This is a genomic window from Mesorhizobium sp. WSM4814, from assembly GCF_055811595.1.
In genome coordinates this window covers 1-20,408 of the sequence record NZ_JBVVQT010000042.1, presented here as the reverse complement: position 1 = coordinate 20,408, position 20,408 = coordinate 1, and the positions used below count along the sequence as shown (strand labels likewise).

Annotated in this window: 15 protein-coding genes and 5 pseudogenes; 4 read left to right on the top strand and 16 right to left on the bottom strand. The window is 59.9% G+C overall.

Annotation, left to right across the window (positions count from 1 at the left end; all coding sequences use genetic code 11):
* The 5 genes and pseudogenes from AC0L2V_RS31250 to AC0L2V_RS31230 form a co-directional block, all read right to left on the bottom strand.
* A pseudogene (locus AC0L2V_RS31250) lies at nt 1-401 on the bottom strand (TIM barrel protein); the annotation flags it as partial.
* A gap of 394 nt (nt 402-795) precedes the next feature.
* On the bottom strand, nt 796-1,446 hold the full coding sequence (locus AC0L2V_RS31245) for a LysE family translocator (protein WP_473522079.1): 651 nt from the start codon (nt 1,444-1,446) through the stop codon (nt 796-798).
* A gap of 28 nt (nt 1,447-1,474) precedes the next feature.
* A complete protein-coding gene (locus AC0L2V_RS31240; protein ID WP_473522077.1) occupies nt 1,475-2,098 on the bottom strand; it encodes an FMN-binding negative transcriptional regulator in 624 nt (207 codons plus the stop codon).
* 565 nt (nt 2,099-2,663) lie between these two features.
* Nucleotides 2,664-3,323, bottom strand: a complete 660-nt coding sequence (gene nodB / locus AC0L2V_RS31235; protein WP_473522076.1) for a chitooligosaccharide deacetylase NodB — start codon at nt 3,321-3,323, stop codon at nt 2,664-2,666.
* A pseudogene (locus AC0L2V_RS31230) lies at nt 3,320-3,850 on the bottom strand (GNAT family protein). The gene nodB and the pseudogene AC0L2V_RS31230 overlap by 4 nt, the downstream one beginning before the upstream one ends.
* 321 nt (nt 3,851-4,171) lie before the next feature.
* Between AC0L2V_RS31230 and AC0L2V_RS31225 the strand changes: the two are divergent.
* Nucleotides 4,172-4,358: pseudogene (locus AC0L2V_RS31225) on the top strand (LysR family transcriptional regulator); the annotation flags it as partial.
* A gap of 3 nt (nt 4,359-4,361) precedes the next feature.
* Here the strand turns inward: AC0L2V_RS31225 and pdxR are convergent.
* Both pdxR and AC0L2V_RS31215 read right to left on the bottom strand, forming a co-directional pair.
* The gene (gene pdxR, locus AC0L2V_RS31220; RefSeq protein WP_473522075.1) at nt 4,362-5,831 is read right to left on the bottom strand and encodes a MocR-like pyridoxine biosynthesis transcription factor PdxR; all 1,470 of its coding nucleotides are present in this window, start codon (nt 5,829-5,831) and stop codon (nt 4,362-4,364) included.
* A 540-nt stretch (nt 5,832-6,371) separates the two neighbouring features.
* Nucleotides 6,372-6,941 carry a type II toxin-antitoxin system RelE/ParE family toxin gene (locus AC0L2V_RS31215; protein WP_473522074.1) on the bottom strand — a complete coding sequence of 190 codons (570 nt, stop codon included), beginning with the start codon at nt 6,939-6,941 and terminating at the stop codon, nt 6,372-6,374.
* Nucleotides 6,942-7,527: 586 nt separating this feature from the next.
* Here AC0L2V_RS31215 and AC0L2V_RS31210 point away from each other — a divergent pair.
* Nucleotides 7,528-7,824, top strand: a complete 297-nt coding sequence (locus tag AC0L2V_RS31210) for a hypothetical protein (RefSeq protein WP_473522073.1) — start codon at nt 7,528-7,530, stop codon at nt 7,822-7,824.
* Between the two features lie 378 nt (nt 7,825-8,202).
* Here the strand turns inward: AC0L2V_RS31210 and AC0L2V_RS31205 are convergent.
* The 8 genes and pseudogenes from AC0L2V_RS31205 to ubiM all read right to left on the bottom strand — a co-directional run.
* Nucleotides 8,203-8,458, bottom strand: a pseudogene (locus tag AC0L2V_RS31205) (transposase); the annotation flags it as partial.
* 81 nt (nt 8,459-8,539) lie between these two features.
* Nucleotides 8,540-10,555, bottom strand: coding sequence for a carbamoyltransferase family protein (locus tag AC0L2V_RS31200; RefSeq protein WP_473522072.1), 2,016 nt, complete (start codon nt 10,553-10,555; stop codon nt 8,540-8,542).
* A gap of 292 nt (nt 10,556-10,847) precedes the next feature.
* Nucleotides 10,848-11,636: an ABC transporter permease gene (locus AC0L2V_RS31195; protein ID WP_473522071.1), complete on the bottom strand. Its 789-nt coding sequence runs from the start codon at nt 11,634-11,636 to the stop codon at nt 10,848-10,850.
* Between the two features lie 3 nt (nt 11,637-11,639).
* On the bottom strand, nt 11,640-12,662 hold the full coding sequence (gene nodI, locus AC0L2V_RS31190; protein ID WP_473522078.1) for a nodulation factor ABC transporter ATP-binding protein NodI: 1,023 nt from the start codon (nt 12,660-12,662) through the stop codon (nt 11,640-11,642).
* A gap of 49 nt (nt 12,663-12,711) precedes the next feature.
* Nucleotides 12,712-13,983, bottom strand: a complete 1,272-nt coding sequence (gene nodC, locus AC0L2V_RS31185; protein WP_473522070.1) for a chitooligosaccharide synthase NodC — start codon at nt 13,981-13,983, stop codon at nt 12,712-12,714.
* 127 nt (nt 13,984-14,110) lie between these two features.
* Nucleotides 14,111-14,704, bottom strand: a complete 594-nt coding sequence (locus AC0L2V_RS31180; RefSeq protein WP_473522069.1) for a NodA family N-acyltransferase — start codon at nt 14,702-14,704, stop codon at nt 14,111-14,113.
* 1,702 nt (nt 14,705-16,406) lie between these two features.
* Nucleotides 16,407-17,021, bottom strand: coding sequence for a nodulation methyltransferase NodS (gene nodS, locus AC0L2V_RS31175; protein WP_473522068.1), 615 nt, complete (start codon nt 17,019-17,021; stop codon nt 16,407-16,409).
* Nucleotides 17,022-17,564: 543 nt separating this feature from the next.
* The gene (ubiM, locus tag AC0L2V_RS31170; RefSeq protein WP_473522067.1) at nt 17,565-18,746 is read right to left on the bottom strand and encodes a 5-demethoxyubiquinol-8 5-hydroxylase UbiM; all 1,182 of its coding nucleotides are present in this window, start codon (nt 18,744-18,746) and stop codon (nt 17,565-17,567) included.
* Between the two features lie 457 nt (nt 18,747-19,203).
* Between ubiM and AC0L2V_RS31165 the strand changes: the two genes are divergently transcribed.
* Both AC0L2V_RS31165 and AC0L2V_RS31160 read left to right on the top strand, forming a co-directional pair.
* Nucleotides 19,204-19,449 (top strand): hypothetical protein, encoded by a 246-nt coding sequence (locus tag AC0L2V_RS31165; RefSeq protein ID WP_473522080.1) that lies wholly within the window; start codon nt 19,204-19,206, stop codon nt 19,447-19,449.
* Between the two features lie 28 nt (nt 19,450-19,477).
* The gene (locus AC0L2V_RS31160; RefSeq protein WP_473522066.1) at nt 19,478-19,711 is read left to right on the top strand and encodes a hypothetical protein; all 234 of its coding nucleotides are present in this window, start codon (nt 19,478-19,480) and stop codon (nt 19,709-19,711) included.
* 484 nt (nt 19,712-20,195) lie between these two features.
* Here AC0L2V_RS31160 and AC0L2V_RS31155 read toward each other — a convergent pair.
* Nucleotides 20,196-20,408 (bottom strand): annotated as a pseudogene (locus tag AC0L2V_RS31155) (chromosome partitioning protein ParB); the annotation flags it as partial.

Genomic DNA, 20,408 nt, shown 5'->3' with positions numbered 1-20,408 from the left:
GACTGGAGGATCGGCTTGAGCGCCTTCAAGGCAAAGCGGAGATCGCCCCGGCGCTCGCCATTGGCGGGCCAGGAGCCGTCGTTGACCGGCATTAGCATGAGCGTCTTGGCGCCGCAGGCCGCCGCATAATCGGCGAGCTTGCTCGCCTCGGTCTTGCGGGCGTGAGTCCACTCGTTGAAGCGCTGCAAGGCATTGATGGAAATGATCCCAACGCCTGCTTCGGCGGCGGCAGCCCGGACGTCCGCCGCCGGCATGCCGCGTGCAACAGCATTGCTGTACGGTTGGCTGCGGATCTGGACATCGGTCAGGCCCTGGTCACGGGCAAAAGCGAAAAGTGCCCTGACGTCGAGTCCGGGCGTCGCCATGTGGTCGAGTGCAAAGCGGGGCGCTGCTTGGCGCATGGCTTGGCTTTCCTTCTATGAAACGCCGTCATTCTCGGCTGACTGGCTTCTACCGTGCGTTGATTCGCGAGGGCCGAAATGATGGTGCAGAGAGCACATATGGCCGCGCAGCGTTTCGGAGACAATTGCGCTGCAGGTGGTCAGATCGTAGATTTGAGGTTGTCAATTGAGGCGCGTCAGATGGCTCCCAGTCTTCATCAGCGTGGTGAAATCCGTTCACTGCGGCGGCTGCATGAGGAAGGCGAGGCAGTCGAACTCACGTTTCTCTCACTGTGGTGCTGCGCCTGCTGAGACATCGCCTGAATAGGTGCAATGACCGAAGCTGGCTCGCAGCCATCCATCTGCTTCCGCACCCGCCAACCCGGAGAGATGCCCAACCGATCGGATTCAAAGTTCAGGCAGCAGGGTGCTTCGCCAGAGCGAGGCCGACGCCCAGCGCGATCATCGCGCCGCCCGACGCCTCCCTCAGGCGGCGGATCAACCCGGGACGCGCTGCCGCGCCGTCTTGAATGCCGCTGGCCACGAAGGCGACCACGATGTCGGCGAGCGTGTTGAGCGCAATCGACACGGAGCCAAGCACCACGAATTGCAGAGCTACGAGCCCTGCGCTCGGGTTCACGAACCGCGGAAGGAAGGCTAGAAAAAAGGCTGCCGTCTTCGGGTTGAGAGCCTCGACCAGCACCCCTTCCCGAAACGCCCGCCGGGGTCCGACTGAACCCACCGGGGCGCCCTCATCGCCGCCAGTCACTCCCTTGCGGCGGGCGGCTTGAAAGGTGCGAAAGCCGAGCCAGACGAGGTAGATCGCGCCGAACAGCTTTATTGCGGAGAACAGTCCCGAGCTCTCGAGCACGATCGCGGAAAGGCCTAAGCTTGCGGCGAGGACGTGGATCATGCCCCCTAACCCCGTGCCGAAGCTGGAAGCGATACCTTCCGAACGACCGCCGGCGAGCGTGCGCGCGGCAACGTAGAAGATGCCCGGACCGGGCGTGATGGCGAGCACGGAGGCTGCGGCGAGGTACAGGGCGAATGGGGTCAGTTCTGGCATCATGGTTCGATTCCGACGAAGTTCATGATTATTTTGGGATGAGAGCGGCGATCTCGCGGTCAGATGGCCGCTCGCTCGCCGCAAGGCCCGCGGCCACGCCGGCGCGGTCGGCCGGGTTCCGGTTCTGGCTCACTTTGCGCTTGCCCTCCAGCCTCGTGATCGGCATGCGCAAGCCAACGATTCCGCGGAGTTGCGCCTGTACAAAATCCGGCGGAGCGTCCGAGACCGCCCAAGGCGAGGCGCGCTCGCCCTCGTGGTGGTCGGTCAGACGATTCACGACGTCCAGCAGTCTTCCCGCATGCTCGAAGAACTCGACCGGACCATAGGCGTGGACGGCGATGTAATTCCAGGTCGGGACGACCTTCCCGGTTTCCCGCTTGGTCGCATACCATGCCGGCGTCACGTAAGCGTCCGGCCCCATGAAGATGGCCAAGCCGTCGCCCAGCGCCGGAACACGGCACTGGGGATTGGCCTTCGCTAGGTGCCCGTAGATCACGCCGTGCTCGCCCTCGCTCTCGTCAAGGAAGAGGGGCAGTGGCGTTGCGAGCGGCCCTTCCGCCGTGACTGTAACGAAGTTCGCCAGCAGCGCCGCGCGGATGGTCGCGCGCAGGCACTCCTTGTCGTCGTCGCGGAAAGCGGGAGGGATGTACATCGCGAAACTCCTTTCGTTACCAGTCAGGTACCGGCAATCTGGCCTGCTGGAAACAGCCAGTCAGAAGCTATCGACGTGGTCCAGTTGGTGAAAGATGGCATCGCGCGCCCGATCATCGCGACGATCAAGGAGCAGATCCACAGCGGGGTGTGCGAGTCGAGGGACGGCCTGCGGTCTTTCGCAGCCGAGCGGTGGGGCGCATCCCGCATTACGGGAACGGCGGCTAGTTTGCCAAATCTTGTGGGCGCAGCCCGCGATGGCGGAGGATCGCGCATGTAAGCCTCCGGCAAGCCCAATGAATTCGATCTAACGCAAAGTGAACCGTATTAAAACAATCGTCGAAGAGGGAGCCTACCGGGGATGCCGGGCAATGCCGAGAGCGTGCTCGGGTCCTCATTGTAGCAGGTGACAACAAACGTGTACGCGTAGCCAACGGGTCGGAACCGACCAGTTCGTCCGATGTCCACGAAGTGCTTGTCCGCAGAGCGTAAACGGCCTGTAAGCGTTCATAAGCGAGACCACAAGGTGTACTGGCTGGGAAAGCAGGTCCATAGGATCTCGCATTTCAGTGATGTTCTGGAAGCGAGCGAATTTCATATCCGCAGGCATCTAATGCCGGAATCAGATTGGACAGCGCCATAACGGTCTGGTTGCGCAGACTGGCTTGACTGCCCCGTCTCGACTCGTCGGGAGGGCAACCATCGTGCAAGAGCACGATAGCGCCGGGCCGCACCGAGGCGAGCACTGCATCGACGATCGCGTTGGTGCCAGGGCGCGACCAGTCTTTTGGGTCTATCGACCAATGAAGGGCCGCCAGCCCGGCGATCTCTGACGCAGTGAACACTTCCTCGCTCCAGGCGCCGTATGGTGCGCGAATGTAGCGGATCAAGGCCTGCGGGCATGCTGCCATGATCGCATGGTTCGCCTCAAAAACCTCACGTTGCACTTCGCCCAAGCCGCATTTGGACAGATCCGGATGAGACATCGTATGGTTGCCTACCTCATGCCCTTCTGCGATCATTCGCTGGATGAGATCCGGGTGCTCTGCGGCGTAGGCACCAATGACGAAGAAAGTCGCTGGCACCCGATTTTGCGCGAGCACATCGAGTATCTGTGGTGTGAAAAATGGATTGGGACCGTCGTCAAACGTCAGATAAACAGTGCGACGGCCGGTGCCGTCAGCGCATTCACTCCGCACCTCCCATCTGTCATCAAGATGTCTCATAGCTCCGGACCCTTCCGGTCAATTGTGGTACTGGTGGGCCATTCCCTCATCTGCCGCGGCACAACCTCGATGAGCACGTCCTCCACGCGCGAGGCAGCAGTCGAGATACAGCACTTCTGAGTGGGACGGTCCGCGGACGCCGACACAATGGTGGCCAAGCCGTCTCTGCAGAACCTCTTAAGTTGGTTCCACAGCGCGCGCCGAACCGTGCCGAGAGCACTGGATATAGAACGCAGAATGAATGGCTGATTCCGAGTTTCTCAAGATGCGGACGCACCGCGTACAATGTGAGTTCGCCCGCCAAGAGATCAACCTCGCCGACCCTGATGACGGCGCAGCAGGCCCAAGTGAACCGTCACGCCCGGCGCGTCGTAGCCGATCGCCCGAAGCCCCAGCCCAACTTCGATCGGCTTCGAATAGCTTTCCATTATAGGCTCAGTCCTTCTATCGGTCCTTCGGAAGAAGTCGGAGGGTTCAAAATGATCGGCTACTTGCAACTGATTTTCCCAGCACAACTCCCACCGCATTTGAGAGCGCAAACCTCAACTTGTTGTTGATCCCTGCGGTAGGCGCCTACGCTACCTGAGGGAGCTTGCCGCGAAGAGCCGACGCGATGCAGCTTGCGCCGATCACCGACGAACCCGGTCGAAAAGCGGATCGGCTCGCTTGACGTTCGGCGCAGACCAGGAGGCACACACCAGAAAATGCTCCTCGGAGCCAACGCATACATCGACAATCCCCTTAGGGCTGCATCCTTGAATTTTTCCTATGCGACGTCCTGTCCAATCGGCAAAATCGATTGTTTCGATGACAAGCATCCACGTTGCGGATGATGAGACAAAGGCCTTCTGAACCTCCTCGTCGTGCTCGACGCACCGAACCGAGCGCAATCTCACGGGGCGGCAACCAGCATCAACCTTAGTCAGCCGGCCATGAGCGCGGCCGTGGCCCGGCTGCGCAATTTATTGCGACGATGAACTGTTTACGATGAGCACCCGCGAACGTGTCCTAACCCCGCGTGCGGAAACCGTCAGCGTCTCAGAGTTGAGCGACGACGTCCCGCAGCATCTCGACGCCTTTTTCGATCTGCCGGATGCTCAAGCCGGAATAGCCCATGACAAGCCCGACGCGATCGGCCTCGCCTGCTCCCGACTGCCGATGATAAAGCGGCGAAATGGGGTGCAGACCCAGACCCGCGTATTGTGCGGCTTCGACCAACGCCGTTTCACGCGATCGCGGCAGGTCGTTGAACCATATGACGACGTGCAGTCCAGCCTCTGCCCCCTGGACGGCGATCCTATCTAGAAAACTCCGTTTCAGGGTGGTCAGCAATACCTCCCGGCGCTCGCCGTTAAGGCGGCGCACGCGGCGCACATGGCTTTCATAGCCGCCGCTCTCGATCAGAGAGGCCAATGACTCCTGCTCGGCCACCGGAGAATGCCGGTCGGCAAACTGCTTGGCGGTTTCGAAAACCTGCTGCAATTCCGCCGGGACGACGAGATAGCCGATGCGCAGCATCGGCGAGAGCGTCTTGGAGATGGTGCCGAGGTAGATGACGGCCCCATGATCCTCGAGGCTGTGCAGCGGGGGAACGGGGCTGATATCGTATCGATATTCGCTGTCGTAGTCGTCCTCGATGACATAGGCGCCCTGCTCCCGCGCCCATTCCAGAAGCTGATGCCGCCGCGTGATCGGCATGACGCCGCCGAGCGGAAACTGATGCGAGGGCGTCGCATAGGCCAGCCGGGCCGCGACCCCCGCCAGTTGCTCCGTCTGCATGCCGTCCTCGTCAACCTCGACGGGAACGGGCGTAGCACCTGTGCCGGCAAAGACCTGGCGCGCCATCCTGTAGCAGGGGTCCTCGATGACGAAGCTGTCCCCTGGGTCGAGCAGCAGGCGCGCGCAGAGATCGAGGCCCTGCTGCGAACCATTGACGATGACGATCTGCTCGGGTTCGCAGCGCACAGTACGGGCGCGCCAGAGATAGCCCTGAAGCGCCTGGCGCAGCCGGCGCGAACCGCACGGATCGTCATATGCGAGCCGTGCCGGCCGCTGCGCCATCGCCGCGTTCATCGCGCGTTTCCAAACCGACGTGGGGAAATCTGAGGGCGCCAGGACGCCATATCGGAAATCGACCTTCAGCGTGTTCGGCAGGTAATCCGGCCAGCGCGGATTGCCACGCAGCCGTTCGCCATAGCTTGACAAGTGATCCGGGCCGACCCGTTTTCGGGGATTGGCGGTTAGCTCATGTCCGAGCAGTGAGGATGCGACACGATGGCGCGCGCCTTGACGGACCTCGATGAAACCTTCGGCGGCCAGCTGCTCGTAGGCGACGGTGACGGTCGTTCGCGAGACTCCAAGTTCCTCGGCAAGACCACGGGAGGACGGCAGTTGGCTGCCGGTCTCGTAGATGCCTCTGAGTATCTGCTCGCGAAGCGCTTCGTAGATCTGGCGCGCCCCCATGCCGTGCGGGCGGGTTGAAGCACCGAGACCTGGAGACTGGACCATTTCTTTCCTGCCAACTGAAACAGTTTGCAGCTACTCTTCCCGAAAGCCAAGAGCACGTCCAAAGTCGATGGCCGAGTGCGCCCACCGATCCACGACTGGCACAGTCTGCGAACGGCCAATTCGGTCGCTACCCGCGCGATCCATCACTGCTACGATCCGGCTGGTTTACCAGCCGTTCAACCATCCGTCTTCCTGAACTCGACCTACGGATTGGAAAGCGTTGCGGCGAATGGAAGGACAGCCCATCTTGTTATGGACCGCGCCAGTCCAGGCGGAGTCTATGATTCGGTTGGGTGTAATCTCACTTACCCCGAACAGGTCGCGAACTGCGGTCCGTTTTGATGCTGGAGCCTCACAAGGACTATACATAGGCTTTGATGAATGCCTATTCCAGGATTGGCGTCACGATGACCGTCGACCCCATTCAGCCTTCAAATGATCTCCGTTGAAGGGTTTCGCCGCAACCGAGGAATATATTCCTGACTTAGTCGCGCTGCCAAAACCGCCCAAGGCTCGCGCCGAAGGCGGGTTGTTTTTGTTTCAGCCGAGCTTGCGCGCAGGCGGTTCGCTAACGATCTCGCTGTGCAGATCGCGAAGCGCCTTGACCATCTCGATAGGCCTCGAGTTGATCAGCAGTAGATAGGCGCGCATGGCCTGTACGGGCCGCGAACGGCCCTGTTCCCACTGCTTCAATTGATCGAAGCCGAAGCCGAACGTGGACGCGAAGTCCTTCTGCGAAAGGCCAGTCTTCGTACGGATTGCTTTGACGTCGATCTCGGCGGGCACATGAAGCTTATAGGGCTCGGCCTCGCCGCGTGCGACGGCAAGCGCTTCCTGCAGGCCCTCCGCGATCTGATCGAATACCTTCTTGCTCATGCTCTTTCTCCACCTGCGGCTAGCGGCTGGACGCGCCGCATATTCTTCCACAATGGCCCCCGTCATCTTCCTTTGTGCATTACGTTCCGCCTTGGAAAGATTGACCTTTTGGCTCTTCCCAAACACGGTGATAAGGAACACCGGAAGGTCCGAACCTGTGTAGAATGTGATCGTGCGAACGCCTCCGCTCTTACCTTTGTTATTGCCACGAATCGAAAACGGATCTTCCGGCAACCACCCGTCCGACGATTTCCTCGCCGTCATCCGGATTGGCCGCAATGTGGTCGACGAAGTCCTCAATGTCCTCATCGGACATCCCGGCTGCCTGCGCCGCCCTACGGAAAGCTGCCAGTTCTGAGACCGTGTGAATGCCGTGCATAAGTATGTAAACTACGCACCTTGTCAACTGGTAAACAGGCTAGTCGGTCCCGTCTAGTCCCCCATGGGCAGGGAAATTGCCGCAGTTACTGGCGCGATCGGGTCCGGCACTTGGATCGCTGAGCTCCCATGACCGATGTACCCCAGCAGGTGTACCATAGCTTGCAGCCGCTGTGTTGGCCGCCACCACCGCGGCGACGTAGGCTTCGGTTGCGGATCAAGAAGAGAGGTCATGCACCCCTCGCGGCGACCGGAACGAAACCGGTAAGTGACGGTTTTCTAATGGAAGGGACCGCAAAGGCAAAGGATGAGGCACAATGGTCGAGCTTGTAGTTTTGGAACAGGCGGTCGCGAGGCAACGAGTGAAGCGAGCGGAACTCTCTCTCAAGCAGGCGAAGACGATGCTCGACGACAATATCGGACTCGCCGTCAGTCTTGCCCTTTGCAGCCGCATACGGGCCGAGCAGGCGAGTGCGAAAGCAGCCAGAAGGCGGCTGCTGAAGATCGCACCGCCAAGCGCGCATTGAGGATTCTGGACCATGACGTTGCTCGAACCACTCAACTCGGATGGCTGAAGCGCAGCGCTATCTACCATGCCGCGCGGCTGGAGATGTTGCACAACGGGGTGCTCAAGCGAATGGAGCAGACCGACCGTTCTGCTGAAACGGTCGAGGAAGCGGCGGAAATATTCGCCGAGGCTGTTCGCCCTGCCGGAAGCACTCAGACGCTCGGCATGTGAGAGCCAAGCCGCCACATCGGGCTTTTTGCAGTAGCAGACCAATGGACGGCATCACTCGTCCCGGCCATCCGGATATCGCCGCCACCATTCGCGCTAGCCCGTCGTGCGCGGCTTACCCTTAGCGATGCCGACAGTCTGATCAATCACTCGGCCGGCCTGACCCGCGTCCGCCAGATACCCGAGTTTGCGGCGCCTTATTGCCTGGCTTTATGCCGCCACGGATCGCTTTGACCCAAACTGGTCGCTTCAGAGCCTTACCGACCAAATCCCTTCCTCTGGATCTCGCGACATCAACGGTGTTATCCTCGACATCCAATGCGCCTGTAAAAATCCAACAGCTCGCCTTGGCCACGTCCTCATTCGCTGACCTCGACACGGGGCGATGACGCGCTCGACGCGGCTCCAAGTGCCGGCTCCGTCAACGAATTTGACCTTCGGACTCGCCCTTCGCCGACGCTCGAAGTGCGCCATCGTGCTGGGCTCCAGATCCGCGACATGCCTTGCGCAAGGTCGTGGTGAGCGCCAGGCCGAGGATGAAGTCGATGTAGTTGGCGCGGCACCAGTCGATGACCTGCGGACTGCAATATGGCTGTCGCTGGATCAGGATCCGGGTGTTCGGCCAATTGCTCTGGATCCCACCAGCCCGCGTGTCATATGAAGGTGCTCGGACACACCGGTGTTTCGGCAGCTGTTATCGGTCGTCCAGGCTTTGGCATCAGTTTTGGTGGACGCGAGCAGCTTGCGAGGGATGCATCCGAACGTGGCGCTGCTCCCACAATCGTCGCAGCTCTCCTGTGAGAGCCTCGCGCTGGGCTTGATCCAGCGTAACTGTGTCGAGGAGATCCGCGAGCACGGCTTCGCCTTCGATCCGCGTCAGCAGATCGAACAAGTCATGTGAAATACGCGCACAGTCACGGTGATCCGTTCGGATTTCGCAGACGGTCTCGTGGCGATCCTGCGCCGTGTATGCGCGGACTTTATGCAGGGATACATAAGGCGGCAATGAAACTGCGAGCGCAGTCCAATCCTGCAGCGTTGCGGCCCGTTTTTTGACGAGGTACGGCCCGACCACAAGTCCATCCAGCTCTGTTGTCAGGAACGTGGCAATCGAATCTGCAACTGAATCTACGATCGGCTCTGCGTTGTTGTTAAAGGACGTATTGAGCAGAATTGGGATGCCTGTCCGCTGCTTGAAGGCATTGATGACGTCCCAGTAGGCCGGACTGGCCTTGCGCGATACTGTTTGCAGCCGAGCCGTACCGTCGACATGCGTGATGGCGCCGAGCAAATCACGCTTGGAATCGCGCACACGAACTACGAAATTCATGAAGGGAAATTCGCACGCACTGCCCGGGAGGTCGAAAAATTCGCGCGCATCCTCCTCCAACACTGATGGGGCGAACGGGCGATATCCTTCCCGCTTCTTGACCATAGCGTTGATCCGGTCCTTGTTTGAAGCGGGCCTGGGGTCGGCAAGAATGCTGCGATTTCCGAGCGCTCGCGGCCCGAACTCCGAACGACCTTGCACCCAGCCGATCACGGCGCCACCGACCATCCACTCGGCTGCCCTATCCGCCACCTCCTCAGTGCGTTCAAACGCCAGGTGCCCCGCCCATGCCTTTAGTTCCTCTTCGACAGCGTGATCGCTCGCGAGTTCCGGCCCCCAATAGACCTCCTGCAATCGCGTACGCGGCGCTGGGCGGCCCAGCTCATTAGACACGATTAGCGCGGCGCCTAATGCGCACCCAGCGTCATGCGATGCGGGCTGCACGAAGATGTCTTCGAAAAGTCCTGAATAGAGCAGCTTGCCGTTCATGGAGCAATTGTGCGCAACTCCGCCAGCCAGGCACAGCCGCGTCATCCCGGTGGCCTCACGATAATGGCGAAGAATGTGAAACACGATGCGTTCGAGCGCTTCCTGTAACGACGCACTCACATCCATATGCTGCTGAGTGAATGGCATTCCCTTTTGCCGAACCTGAATGCTGCGGAGCAAAGTCGGACCGATGCGGTCAAGGTGGACGCGATACTCGCCGTTTGCAGAGAGTTCATAGAATTGCTCGAAAAGCTCGCGATAGGGAACGGGATCGCCGTAGGGGGCAAGCCCCATTACCTTGTATTCATCGAACAAGCCGTAGCCGAGATACCGGATCGTCTCGAGATAAAATTGCCCGAGAGAATTGTTCTCTGGGAAAGTCGCCAGTTGCGTAATTTCAGTACCAGATCCTACCGCCACAAGGCCCGACAGGAAATCACCAGAGCCATCAATCGCGAAGATCAGACTTTGCTCGAAGCCCGACATTGCAAAAGCACTCACGGCGTGCGCCTGATGATGACTTACGAATGAGATACGCGAAGCGTCGAGCTCGGTACCGAACTCCTGCGCCAACAGTCTCTGCATCAATAGTTTAGCATCCAACGGAATGGAGGCGTCCGGCTGGGAAGCAAGCATGTTTTCGAGCATGGCGTTGCTATAGGCTTCGGTAGCGTAGAACGCCACACGATCGATTTCGCTGAGCTGAACCCCAGCTGCTGAAAGACAGTATTGAGCCGCACTAATTGGGAGCTTGTTGGAATGTTTGATCCGATTGAGGCGCTCCTCTTCTACCGCCGCAATGACCTGTCCGTCCCGGACGAGCACCGCAGCGCCATCGTGCATGAATGTGTTTGGAATCTGAAACCTGTTTTCATAGACTTTGTCCAATCCGCCGTTCAATCCTAGACACAGCATCTCGCTCTCCATTTGTCGTATAGGAATACTAAATTGGCCTGTCTCGAGACCGTTCGATCAGAAGACAGGCGGCGTTGTATCGTTCGCGCCCGAACGCCAGCCAAACATGACCGGCCTCGAAGAAATTCTATGAGGTCCGCCGGGATCAACATAAGATCCTGTGCTCGAGACGCCGGGCGTTCCATAGCGTTGTGAGATTGAATCGACACCAGCCAAAACCCTTCGCGGCACGTGCTGGCGATGTCGTTTTTATTTGCGTCCACAGCGCATGGTTTATCTCCTTCTCTTCGCGTCAGCGCATCAGTCGGCGGCGCAACAGCACCAACGAGAGGAAGAATGGCAACAGCGCGTAAAGGCCGAGCACACCGATGTGCAGGGCGATGCCGACGATCGGGCGATCAAGCATAACCGGACGAATGAGGTCGATTGAATGTGACAGCGGCATGCATCGCGCTATCTTCTGAAAGGCGTCAGGCAGCTGATTCAATGGGAAAACGGCACCCGACAGGAACAGCATAGGTGTGAGGACAAGCGTCTGGTAAAATACGAAGTAATCGTAGCTGGGGGAAAGTGCCGTGACGATCATCGCGAGGCTCGCAAATGCGCATCCTGTGAGAGCAATGATTGGCAGCGCATAGAGGACGGACGGCCAGGCTGCATAGCCCAACGTCGCGGTGACAATGGTAATTGCCGCACCGGCCAGGAACGCCTTGGTGGCTGCCCACGCCAGTTCGCCCAGAACGATGTCGCCGAGGGTAACGTGGGTATACAGCATGGCTTCCCATGTGCGTTGAGAATGCATGCGAGCGAAAGCCGCGTACAATGTTTCGAGGGTAGAGGCGGTCATCGCACTTACCGCGACCATGCCGGCCGCCAAAAAGGCGATATAAGACGCACCGTCTACGTGGCCGACCATTATGCCGAGGCCGGTACCGAGTCCGAAAAGGTAGATCATTGGATCGGCGAGGTTACCGAGAAGCGACACGAGTGCGACTTTCTTCCATGCCAGATAGTTGCGGCGCCACACCGCAACCCAGTTCCACGCATTGGCCGGCAGCGCCGCCGCAAAACCTTCAATCATGGTTCACTCCTCCATCTCGCGCCCGGTCAGCCGCAAGAAAACATCCTCGAGATTGGCTGGACGCAGAAGAAGACGCAGACCTGCTCGCCCCTGCAGTTGCGTGCGCACCTGGTCAGGGTCAGGCGCATAGCAATAAAGGGTTTCGCCGCTGATCTCGATGCGCTGAGAATGTGGCTTGACCAGCGAATGCAACTCGTGCGGATCGCCGCCGTAAATCTCCATAACCTGGCATCCGATATGCTCGTCGATCAGCGTCTGCGGGCGGCCTTCGGCAATGTTGCGACCCTTTTCGAGCACGCACAGCCGATCGCATAATCGCTCAGCCTCTTCCATGAAATGCGTCGTCAGGATAATTGTCTTGCCGCGTGCCAACAGGGCGCGCAGCCGCTCCCAGATCAGGTGGCGCGCGTGCGGATCGAGGCCGGTGGTCGGCTCGTCCATCACTATGAGCTGCGGGTCGTTGATCAACGCCCGCGCCATCGTCAGGCATCGCTTCATGCCGCCGGACAGTTCCGAGACGCGCGCATCCGCCTTGCGCTCGAGGCGAGCGAACTCGAGAAGCGACGGGATGACCGCTTCGCTCTCGCGTGTGCTCATGCCGAAGTAGCGCCCGAACACCAGCAGGTTCTCGCGTACGGTGAATTCCTGGTCAAGATTGTCGAATTGCGGGACCACGCCAATGCCCCTACGCGCCAGCCGAGCGCGCGCCGGCACCGGGACGCCGAGCACCGTGATGGTGCCCGCGTCAGGGCATGTCATGCCGAGGAGCATACGCGCGATAGTGCTTTTGCCCGCCCCGTTTGGTCCAAGAAGGCCGAAACACTCTCCCGACGCAACGGTGAACGACAGTTCGTCGACAACGACCTTGTTTCCATACGACTTGGTTACGCCGGCGAAATCGACTGCCACGGTCGACAGAGAATCAGGGACGGAGCTTTTCGTGCTTGTCTGCTCGTGAAACTCCCGTTCGATCGGACCAGTCTCGATCCGCGGCAAATCCTCTGGGTCCAACTCCCGACTCAACACTTGATCTTTCTGGTCCTGGCTCAACACTCTTCCACCTGCGATCACGTGACTATTGCTGTTCGCTGTAAGCTGCTTCAGATCCCACCAAGTTGGGCTTTGGAATGGCGCCGTCGGTTGGCACCTTGGCCGCAGAGTTTCGCGACAACCAATCGCTATTGCTCAATGTGCACAGCGCGTATGCTTTCAACGGGAGCAAGAGAAAGATGTTGATGAGTGTGTGGAGCGAGAAACCGAGAAATCGAAGTTGGCGCGCACGAAACGCTGCCACGCTGCAGCGAACTATAGTCATGGCCGCAATCGTCAGGCATGCCGTCCAAGGCACAGTACCTGTCGTTACGAATTGCGCGAGCCCAGCCAGGAGCGACAAAGAGAGCAATAATGGGCCAAGATTCTGCCCAATCACGTCCAATGTGAGATAAATATTAAGGCCGCGCAGCAGTTGGAGCGCCAGTAACGTGTCACGGAACGTGCTCCGGGCCCAGCGAAGCTGTTGGCGCAGATATGGACCCATGCTGCTGGGAACGACTGTTGCCGCGACGGCCTCCGGGACATACTCTGTTCGAAAGCCTGCTTTCAGCATCAGGATCGTAAGGTGGCGGTCCTCACCGAAGTCGCTCGGCTTCCCTCGAAAGCGCTGCGTCTCGTACTGATCGAGCAGCGAAACAAGCGCGGATCGCCGGTACATGGCACACGGACCGCAGCAACACATGACGGCACCGAACCGAGCCTGCGCTGCCCGCTCTTCGTTGCAAGCGAGCCAGTATTCCATGTCAATCAACCGCGTCAGCCAAGTTTCATTGCGATTGCTGGCCGCCAACTGGCCCATGGCGGCGCCGATCGCTTGATCTTGCATCTTTAGCGCAAGCCTTGTGACGACGTCCGGCGCGAGTATCGTGTCCGAATCTACATTGAGCACCAAATCTCCGCACGATCGGCGAACCGCCGCAATCTGTGCCTTGCGCTTTCCGACATTCTTTGGGAGCGCAATGAAGTTGAACCTCGGGTCGCGCGCGTATTCCTCGTGTACACCTACGAGGGCATCGCGGTTTCCAGAACCGTCATCAACAACATAGACCTGCAGTTTTCCGGCGTAGTCCTGACTTGCAATGGAAGCCAGGCAGTCCGAGAGGGTGCGAGGTGCCTCGTTGTAGCACGGGATAATGACATCGACGCTCGGCCACGGCTCACAGCCGGCCGGTTCGCCCGAAGTCGGCGGTACGTTTGCAGGCAGGGTATAAAACACCTGCGCGGTCTTATAGACGGTCGACAGCAGCGCATAAGAGCAAACGGCAACAATACTGGCTGGGGCAAAGAGGTTCATGAGATGTCAGATTCTTCAGTGAATTTGAGGAAGCGAGCGGACAGTAAATCCGCGGTCAATGTGGGAGTCAGATCGATCAATGCCATGAGGGTCGGGTCGCGCTGACTGATATCATTGCGGGTGTTCTTCATAGCTCTGGACCGTTCCGATCGATCAAAGTGCCGGCCGGCCACTCGCTCATTGAGCGTCCGATTGGGAGCACCATGAGGAGTACGTCGTCGTCGACTCGCGTGGGCGGCAGATCGGGGTACACGTCCGGGAGGGTTGAACGCACGTGAACGCCTGTCAAAATGTTCGCCAGGCCTTTGCGGCAGAACCTCCCAACATGGTTCCGGAGCGCGTGCCGAACCGTGCCGAAAGCGAATGGAACGCCAAGCTGCTGCAGCACTGGATACATCACGCTAATCGAATGGGCGATTCCTAGCCCCTCAAGATCCGGACGCACCCCGTACAGACCGAGTTCAGCGACAAGCAGATCAACGTCGCCAACTTTGATGTATCGGCGCAGCAGGCCCAAGTGAGCCGCTACCCCGTGCACATCATAGCCGATTGCGCGGACCTCCGGCCTCGCACCGGCCCAACTTCGACCGCCTGCGAATTGCTTTCCATTAAAGGCTCCGGTAGGCTCATAGGTCTTCCGGAAGAACTCAGAGAGTTCGAGGTGATCGGAAAGCTGCAACTCATTTTCCCAGCACAACCTCCACTGCACGTCAGAGCGCATGCGAAGACTTCCTCTTTTTCGGGTTCTTTTGTGCACCCCACGCGGTAGACCAACGGCGGTGCATGTCATGTGGCGGGTCTATGAACGACCCGCCCAGATTGGTAAAATTGATTGTTTAGATCGCGAGCATCCACGCTGTGGATGTTAAAACCATGCGTTTCAAGGCCCTGATCTGAACCTTCTGGTCGTGCTCGATTGGCCCGATAAAGCGACGGCACCGATGGCAGCTGTCGGTGATACAACCTGCTTCAAGAGCGGCCGCCAGCGGCGTGGCTGCGCCTCGTGCTGAAGCAGCGATCAAGTGGAGGATAGGCCCGACTGTTAGGCGTCAGCAAACGCGGGGATCGTCTGGTCAATGCTCTCGAGTGTTGCCTGTCAACCGGACTGTCGGTGAAAGCACCTGGAGAGCGGTAAGGAGGGCGCGCCCGGATGGCGCTACTTCGAACGAATTGTTTGAGGTTTGGCCGACTGGAACACCCAGCTTGAGCACCTGAGGCCTCAAGTGCGCGAAGGGGCTGGTCCCTAAGTTTTCATTCCGTGCGAGGGATCGGAGATCGCCGCACACAGAAAAGGCAGCCTAAGGAGCGTCAGCACTTGCGCCGGCCAAAGGGCCGGGACGCGGGACTGACTGCAACGACGAGATCGGTTAAAAGGGCAGCCGTAGGAGTGTCAGCATAGCGCCGCCGAAGGCGGGACACGGGACCGACGGCCCCCGACGAGGAGTGCCGCTTTCCCGGCTAGGGATCGTCACCCACCTGGGCCGAAACACCTTTGAGGTTCGGTGGCGGCAGCCATAGAGCCCGTCCCGCATAGGGAGAGCCATGCAAAATAAGGACTTCGCTTCATTTGGGTATTTATGGGTCATTTATTGGCTAAAGCCGTTTCTTTTTGGGTATTTTCAAAGGGGGTTGGCGGCACTTGGCACGCTCGCGCCAGAGCGCCTATCGGCTTTGCGCCGTGTTGCGACCATCGAGAGCATTGGCTCTTCTACCTGAAACAGGTTCAGCAACATGTCACCGAACTGACATGCGCCGTCATCAACACAGTCAGGAATATGGGCTGGCAATGTCCAGGTTAGTCAGGCCCCGGGAGCCCATCTTCGAAAAGTAGCCAAAAGCCTTGTGGTGTGCGCAGACCTCGATGAGAGGTTAGGGAGAGATCCGCTTATGCGTGGACCGGTGGCAAGACGCCGGCGGCATCCAATCCGCGCAGGGTTGGTCAGGGCTCAAGGGGCTCGAAGGCCCTTTGGTCGTCTTTATGTGCGAAAACATGATGCGGGGTCCAAGGCGGCATACGCCTTGGCTGCGATCCAACGGCAATCACGTTGGTCTGGGCGGGGTCTTGGGGAGGGGCAGGAACGCCCCGCTTCCAAGCGCGATGAAACGGCGGACGTTTCGATGGTGTGATGAGGCTCGATGCCGAGAGAACGGCAAGGCCGGAAGGGTGCACGGGAAACGCGACAGCGAGTTTCCCTGCCAAGGTTGCGATACTACACCGCACATCCTTGCAATGCGCGTTACGCAAAATGGCAGAGGTGGGGGAACGGTCACCCCGTCGCTTCCGAAGCTGATGTGTGGACCGGAAAGGCTTCGGCCGACATCTGGGGGCCGTTGAGGTGGAAGCGGGCGAAAACCCCTCTAGGCTCGCGGCGCTGAACATCGAGCCGCATGAAGAGCCGGATATAGCTAAGCAGATGTGGCCATCAGGAAGCGGAAATCGGCTTTCGGAAGCGGGCCAGCAGGCAGTCTTCATTGATCGACGCGCCCCGGCACTCGATGCACTCGATCTCGGTCAACGATTCGTTCAGCATGGCGATGGTGGTCTCTGCACCAGCAGCGTGCCCCCAGCGTTGGCAATTGGCGTCACGTGCCGACCCGAAAACCAGGTGCCCGCCTGGCGCAAGCAGGCCTACCAAGTTGCGGACTGCCGCGCGGATCTGAACGAGGTCTCCGACGTAGTAAAGAACCTCCGCCACGACGATCAGGTCGAACAGCTCATCACTCGAAAACTGTTGAACATCGGAAATTATCCAGCTGATGTGCGGCGGCTCCTTCATGCGTAACCGTGCTCGCGTAATCGCTGGCTCCACCACATCGATCACAGTGAGCCGCTGGCAAATGGGGGCTAGCCGCTCCGTAAAAGCGCCGGCAGCGCACCCGACTTCGAGCGCATTTGCGACTGGACTTTGCGCAAGTGACAACCGGAGAATTTGGGTGTGGCGCTCCCGCTCGAACGGGTTGCCATCGAGCCGCCATGGATCGTCTGCGGCCATTTCTCGATTCAGCAGTTCATGATCGATTTTATGGGTCAAATTCACACCTAGCTAAGGCAGCAATCACCGGCGCTGCAAATACCGTCAGATGTCGCTAGCGTCGGGACCCGGGCACACTCATTCTGAGAAGCGGGGCCGCACGTGAGACCCGATGTCAAAATACCGCCACGGTTCATCGTGTGGTTGCCCACCTTCCGGCACCAATTCCACTGCCTTCGGATCGTTGTGTTTTCCCGGCGGCCTCAGGGCGCGTGCGCGCGCTTCCCGCACCGGGGAGACCTGCGGGCCGAGGCACTTGATTTCGGTCACGCTCCTAATAGGGTCCGCAGGATTGGCAAAATTGATTGTTTGGATGACAACCATCCACGCCCTGAACACATCGAAGGCGGAGTTGGGCGTGGCTGGGTCCACGTCTGCAGAGCAATTCCAACCGATCGCTTCCGTAGGGGGGCGCCCATACAAGGGGAGGAATGCGTCATGCTCTTCACTGGGATCGTGGATCACGCGCAGCCGCGACCGCTCTCATCGAACCAAACTCGCCAGCCTATGACGCCAGCACGCTGCCGATGATCCTATGATGACTGCGGTTCACCGCCTCAGCATGGCCGCAATGCCATGACGGACAAAGGGAAGATGTTGGCCGAAGCGCAGCCCCACATGTCTTGCAAGCCGTGCCGCCGGATGCTCGCTTGAGTAGAGTCCGACGAGAATATTCGTAGCATGGTAGAGCGGCGCCGCCGACAGGCGCAGTCGGCCTTCATACCTGTGGAGCATGTCGGGATCGGCAATGTCGCGACGGTCGCGCCACGCTGTCACGATACCACGGGCGAGTTGCCTCTGGCCGCCGAGGCCAATGTTGAAGCCATGCGCGGTCACCGGGTGCATGCCAATGGCGGCGTCGCCGATCAATGCGGCGCTCGGCGCGCGGAACCTGTGCGCCCAGGTCGTGACCAACGGATAGATATGGCGCTCGCTTGCCAGGCTCATGTTGCCGAGGCGCCCTCGACAGCGCTTCGTCAACTCCATCAGGAACAACTCGTCGTCGAGGGCAAGCAGTCCGTCGGCCTCGTTTGAGGGCAAAGTCAAAAGCAGCGACGACACGCCTGGCGCGAGGGGCAACATCGCTATCGTCTGATGGTGATCGAACCATTCGATCGCGATCTGGTGGTGGGGGCGCTCGTGCCTCACCCGGCAAATCAGCATCGAGTTGCCAAGCCGATTGATATCGGCGCCGATGCCGAGCAGATCGCGGGTGGCGGAAAAACGCGAATCGGCGGCAACGAGAAGCCGAGCGGTCAGTTGCCTGCCATTGGAGAGCGTTATGACTGCTCCCTGGTGGCTGTTTGTTGCACGCACGACCGAGTGGCCGCACAGCAGCCGGGCATGGCCCTGCAAGCGGATGACCTTGAACAGGGCATCGCGGATCCGGCAATTCGGGACGAGAACGCCCAGTGGTTCCCCAGACCCGTCGGGAGGATCGAAACACAGCGCAAAAGGGCTCGATCCGTTGAGGACGCGTGCGCCTTGAAGCGGTGACTTGTCCGAAGCGCGGATAACATCCCAGGCGCCGAGCTCGCGAAGGATCCCAATCGAGGCGTGGGTGAGCGCGATCTCGCGACCGTCGAAAGCCGGACTTGCCAGTCTTTCCAGGGACTGCCCTTCGACAACCGCCAGTTTGAGCTCGCTATGGGCAAGCGATGCGGCGAAGGAAAGTCCGACCGGCCCGGCGCCAACGACAATGATGTCGAAGCTGTCGTCACAGCCGGCCATCAGCGTGCCCCAGCGCGTTTTCTATCTTCGTGAGACGCTGGTGGAGTCGAGCCGCATGTCGCGCATCGATTGCGCTGCGATCCAGTGCCCGCCGCATCGCCTCAAGCGCGTTTCTCACGTCGGTTCCTGGCCGGTGAAGCGTCATTTGCCCGCCGTATGGTCTGGATTGTCAAAGCGTGGGAGCGACGATTAGGCTGTCGGTCAGCACATGCGTTTTCCCTTGAAGGACTCGTCGATCAAACCACGCCGACAAGGACATGGCCTTGATCTGGGTCAGTCGAGGCGGGACCGGCGTCAGATGACCTCGATCCAATCCAGTCGCGTGCCAGCGACCCCATGACGACGCAATGGCACCAGCTAAGGCGAACTAGGCGCATCTGGTGGGAAGACTGTTTCAGGACTTTTGCGCTATCAGCGAATGACCTCGCCATGGAAGCGCCGGCGCGAGGGCAGCGACATGCCGAAGCCGACTTCCATCATCAGCCGTGGCGTGCGCGAAGGCACGGTGTATATGGAAGCCGAACGGATCCTCGACGAAGCCGAGGTGGGCTTCGCCGGACAGCGTGATCGGGCTGTCATGGCCTCGTTTTCGCACCAGCCAGTATTCCAGCGGCAGGCAAACGGGGCGGCGGCACTCGAAAGAGCCGCCGCCCGGCTTGGCACCTATTCGCGGACGAACAGCGGCTGGACCCCGGCCCATTGATCGACGGTGCGCCCATATCGATGCTCAGATGGTTGCCGACCGCTTCGACTACGGAGCTGCCGGCTTCGAGCGTCTCGGCCATGACAAGGCTGACAACGCGCAGACGTCGTCGTCGCAAGTGCGAGCGAACGGGCGAAGATTGCGGCGAGGCAAAGGCGTCGCCATTGCGGCCTCGGCCTTGCAGGCTGCCAGGCTTGCTGCCACGATCTCGTTGGCGATGCTGCGGGCTCGCGGCGAACCTGCCACAGGCCCGAACCTGTGACAGCATGCGCCACCATCAGGCGCAGCGCGACACCCGATGGTCGAGCATGGCGATACGCACGGCACCGTGGCGATGCAGATCGACAAAGTTCTGCATCGGCCCGGTGAGTTCCTATCGCGACGGGGATTTCTTCGTGCTCGCCGCCCTCGCCTTGCGCGCGGGTGCGGCGCGCCTCCTTGCGCGAGAGCCAGCCCTCGTGACACTCGGCCTCGCCCCGATGCGAGACTGATATAAAGACCTTGCCGCCCCCTCTTCCTCGGCGTCTTTTCGTGGTCCCATGACTGGAAATGCTGCCCCGGTTCCAGCACGATGACTTCGCTCCATCCGGCCTCGAGAAAGGCGTCCGCCTGCCGGCAATCGCCTCGTTCTGCTTGAGCCAGAACAGGTCGGCGTCGGCGAAATAACTTTCCTCGCCGAACAGGTTGGAGACGATCAGGCCCGGATAGTCGTCAATGGCAAAGAGCGCCACCTTGGTGGAGATTGACTATCCGCCGAACAGCCACTGCTTCAACTGATAGCCGCGTGGCGCGTATTGCTCCGGATCCGCGAACAGTGCCAGCCAGTCTTTCTGCTGGGCTTTTCGAAGCCATGCTGAGATAGCGAGCGGATTCGAGAACGTCTCCCATTGCGACACTTCGTCGGGGTCGAGGTGGGCGATGTTCTCGATCAATGAGGCTTTCGAGGGCATGGGCGTCGT

Excerpts from the sequence above, each read along its gene's own strand:
- nodB (WP_473522076.1), bottom strand. The coding sequence starts at position 3,323 with ATGAGACATCTTGATGACAGATGGGAGGTGCGGAGTGAATGCGCTGAC.
- AC0L2V_RS31240 (WP_473522077.1), bottom strand. The coding sequence starts at position 2,098 with ATGTACATCCCTCCCGCTTTCCGCGACGACGACAAGGAGTGCCTGCGC.
- AC0L2V_RS31200 (WP_473522072.1), bottom strand. The coding sequence starts at position 10,555 with ATGCTGTGTCTAGGATTGAACGGCGGATTGGACAAAGTCTATGAAAAC.
- pdxR (WP_473522075.1), bottom strand. The coding sequence starts at position 5,831 with ATGGTCCAGTCTCCAGGTCTCGGTGCTTCAACCCGCCCGCACGGCATG.
- AC0L2V_RS31180 (WP_473522069.1), bottom strand. The coding sequence starts at position 14,704 with ATGCGCTCTGACGTGCAGTGGAGGTTGTGCTGGGAAAATGAGTTGCAG.
- AC0L2V_RS31245 (WP_473522079.1), bottom strand. The coding sequence starts at position 1,446 with ATGCCAGAACTGACCCCATTCGCCCTGTACCTCGCCGCAGCCTCCGTG.
- ubiM (WP_473522067.1), bottom strand. The coding sequence starts at position 18,746 with ATGGCCGGCTGTGACGACAGCTTCGACATCATTGTCGTTGGCGCCGGG.
- AC0L2V_RS31165 (WP_473522080.1), top strand. The coding sequence starts at position 19,204 with ATGCCGAAGCCGACTTCCATCATCAGCCGTGGCGTGCGCGAAGGCACG.
- AC0L2V_RS31195 (WP_473522071.1), bottom strand. The coding sequence starts at position 11,636 with ATGATTGAAGGTTTTGCGGCGGCGCTGCCGGCCAATGCGTGGAACTGG.
- AC0L2V_RS31160 (WP_473522066.1), top strand. The coding sequence starts at position 19,478 with ATGGTTGCCGACCGCTTCGACTACGGAGCTGCCGGCTTCGAGCGTCTC.
- nodC (WP_473522070.1), bottom strand. The coding sequence starts at position 13,983 with ATGAACCTCTTTGCCCCAGCCAGTATTGTTGCCGTTTGCTCTTATGCG.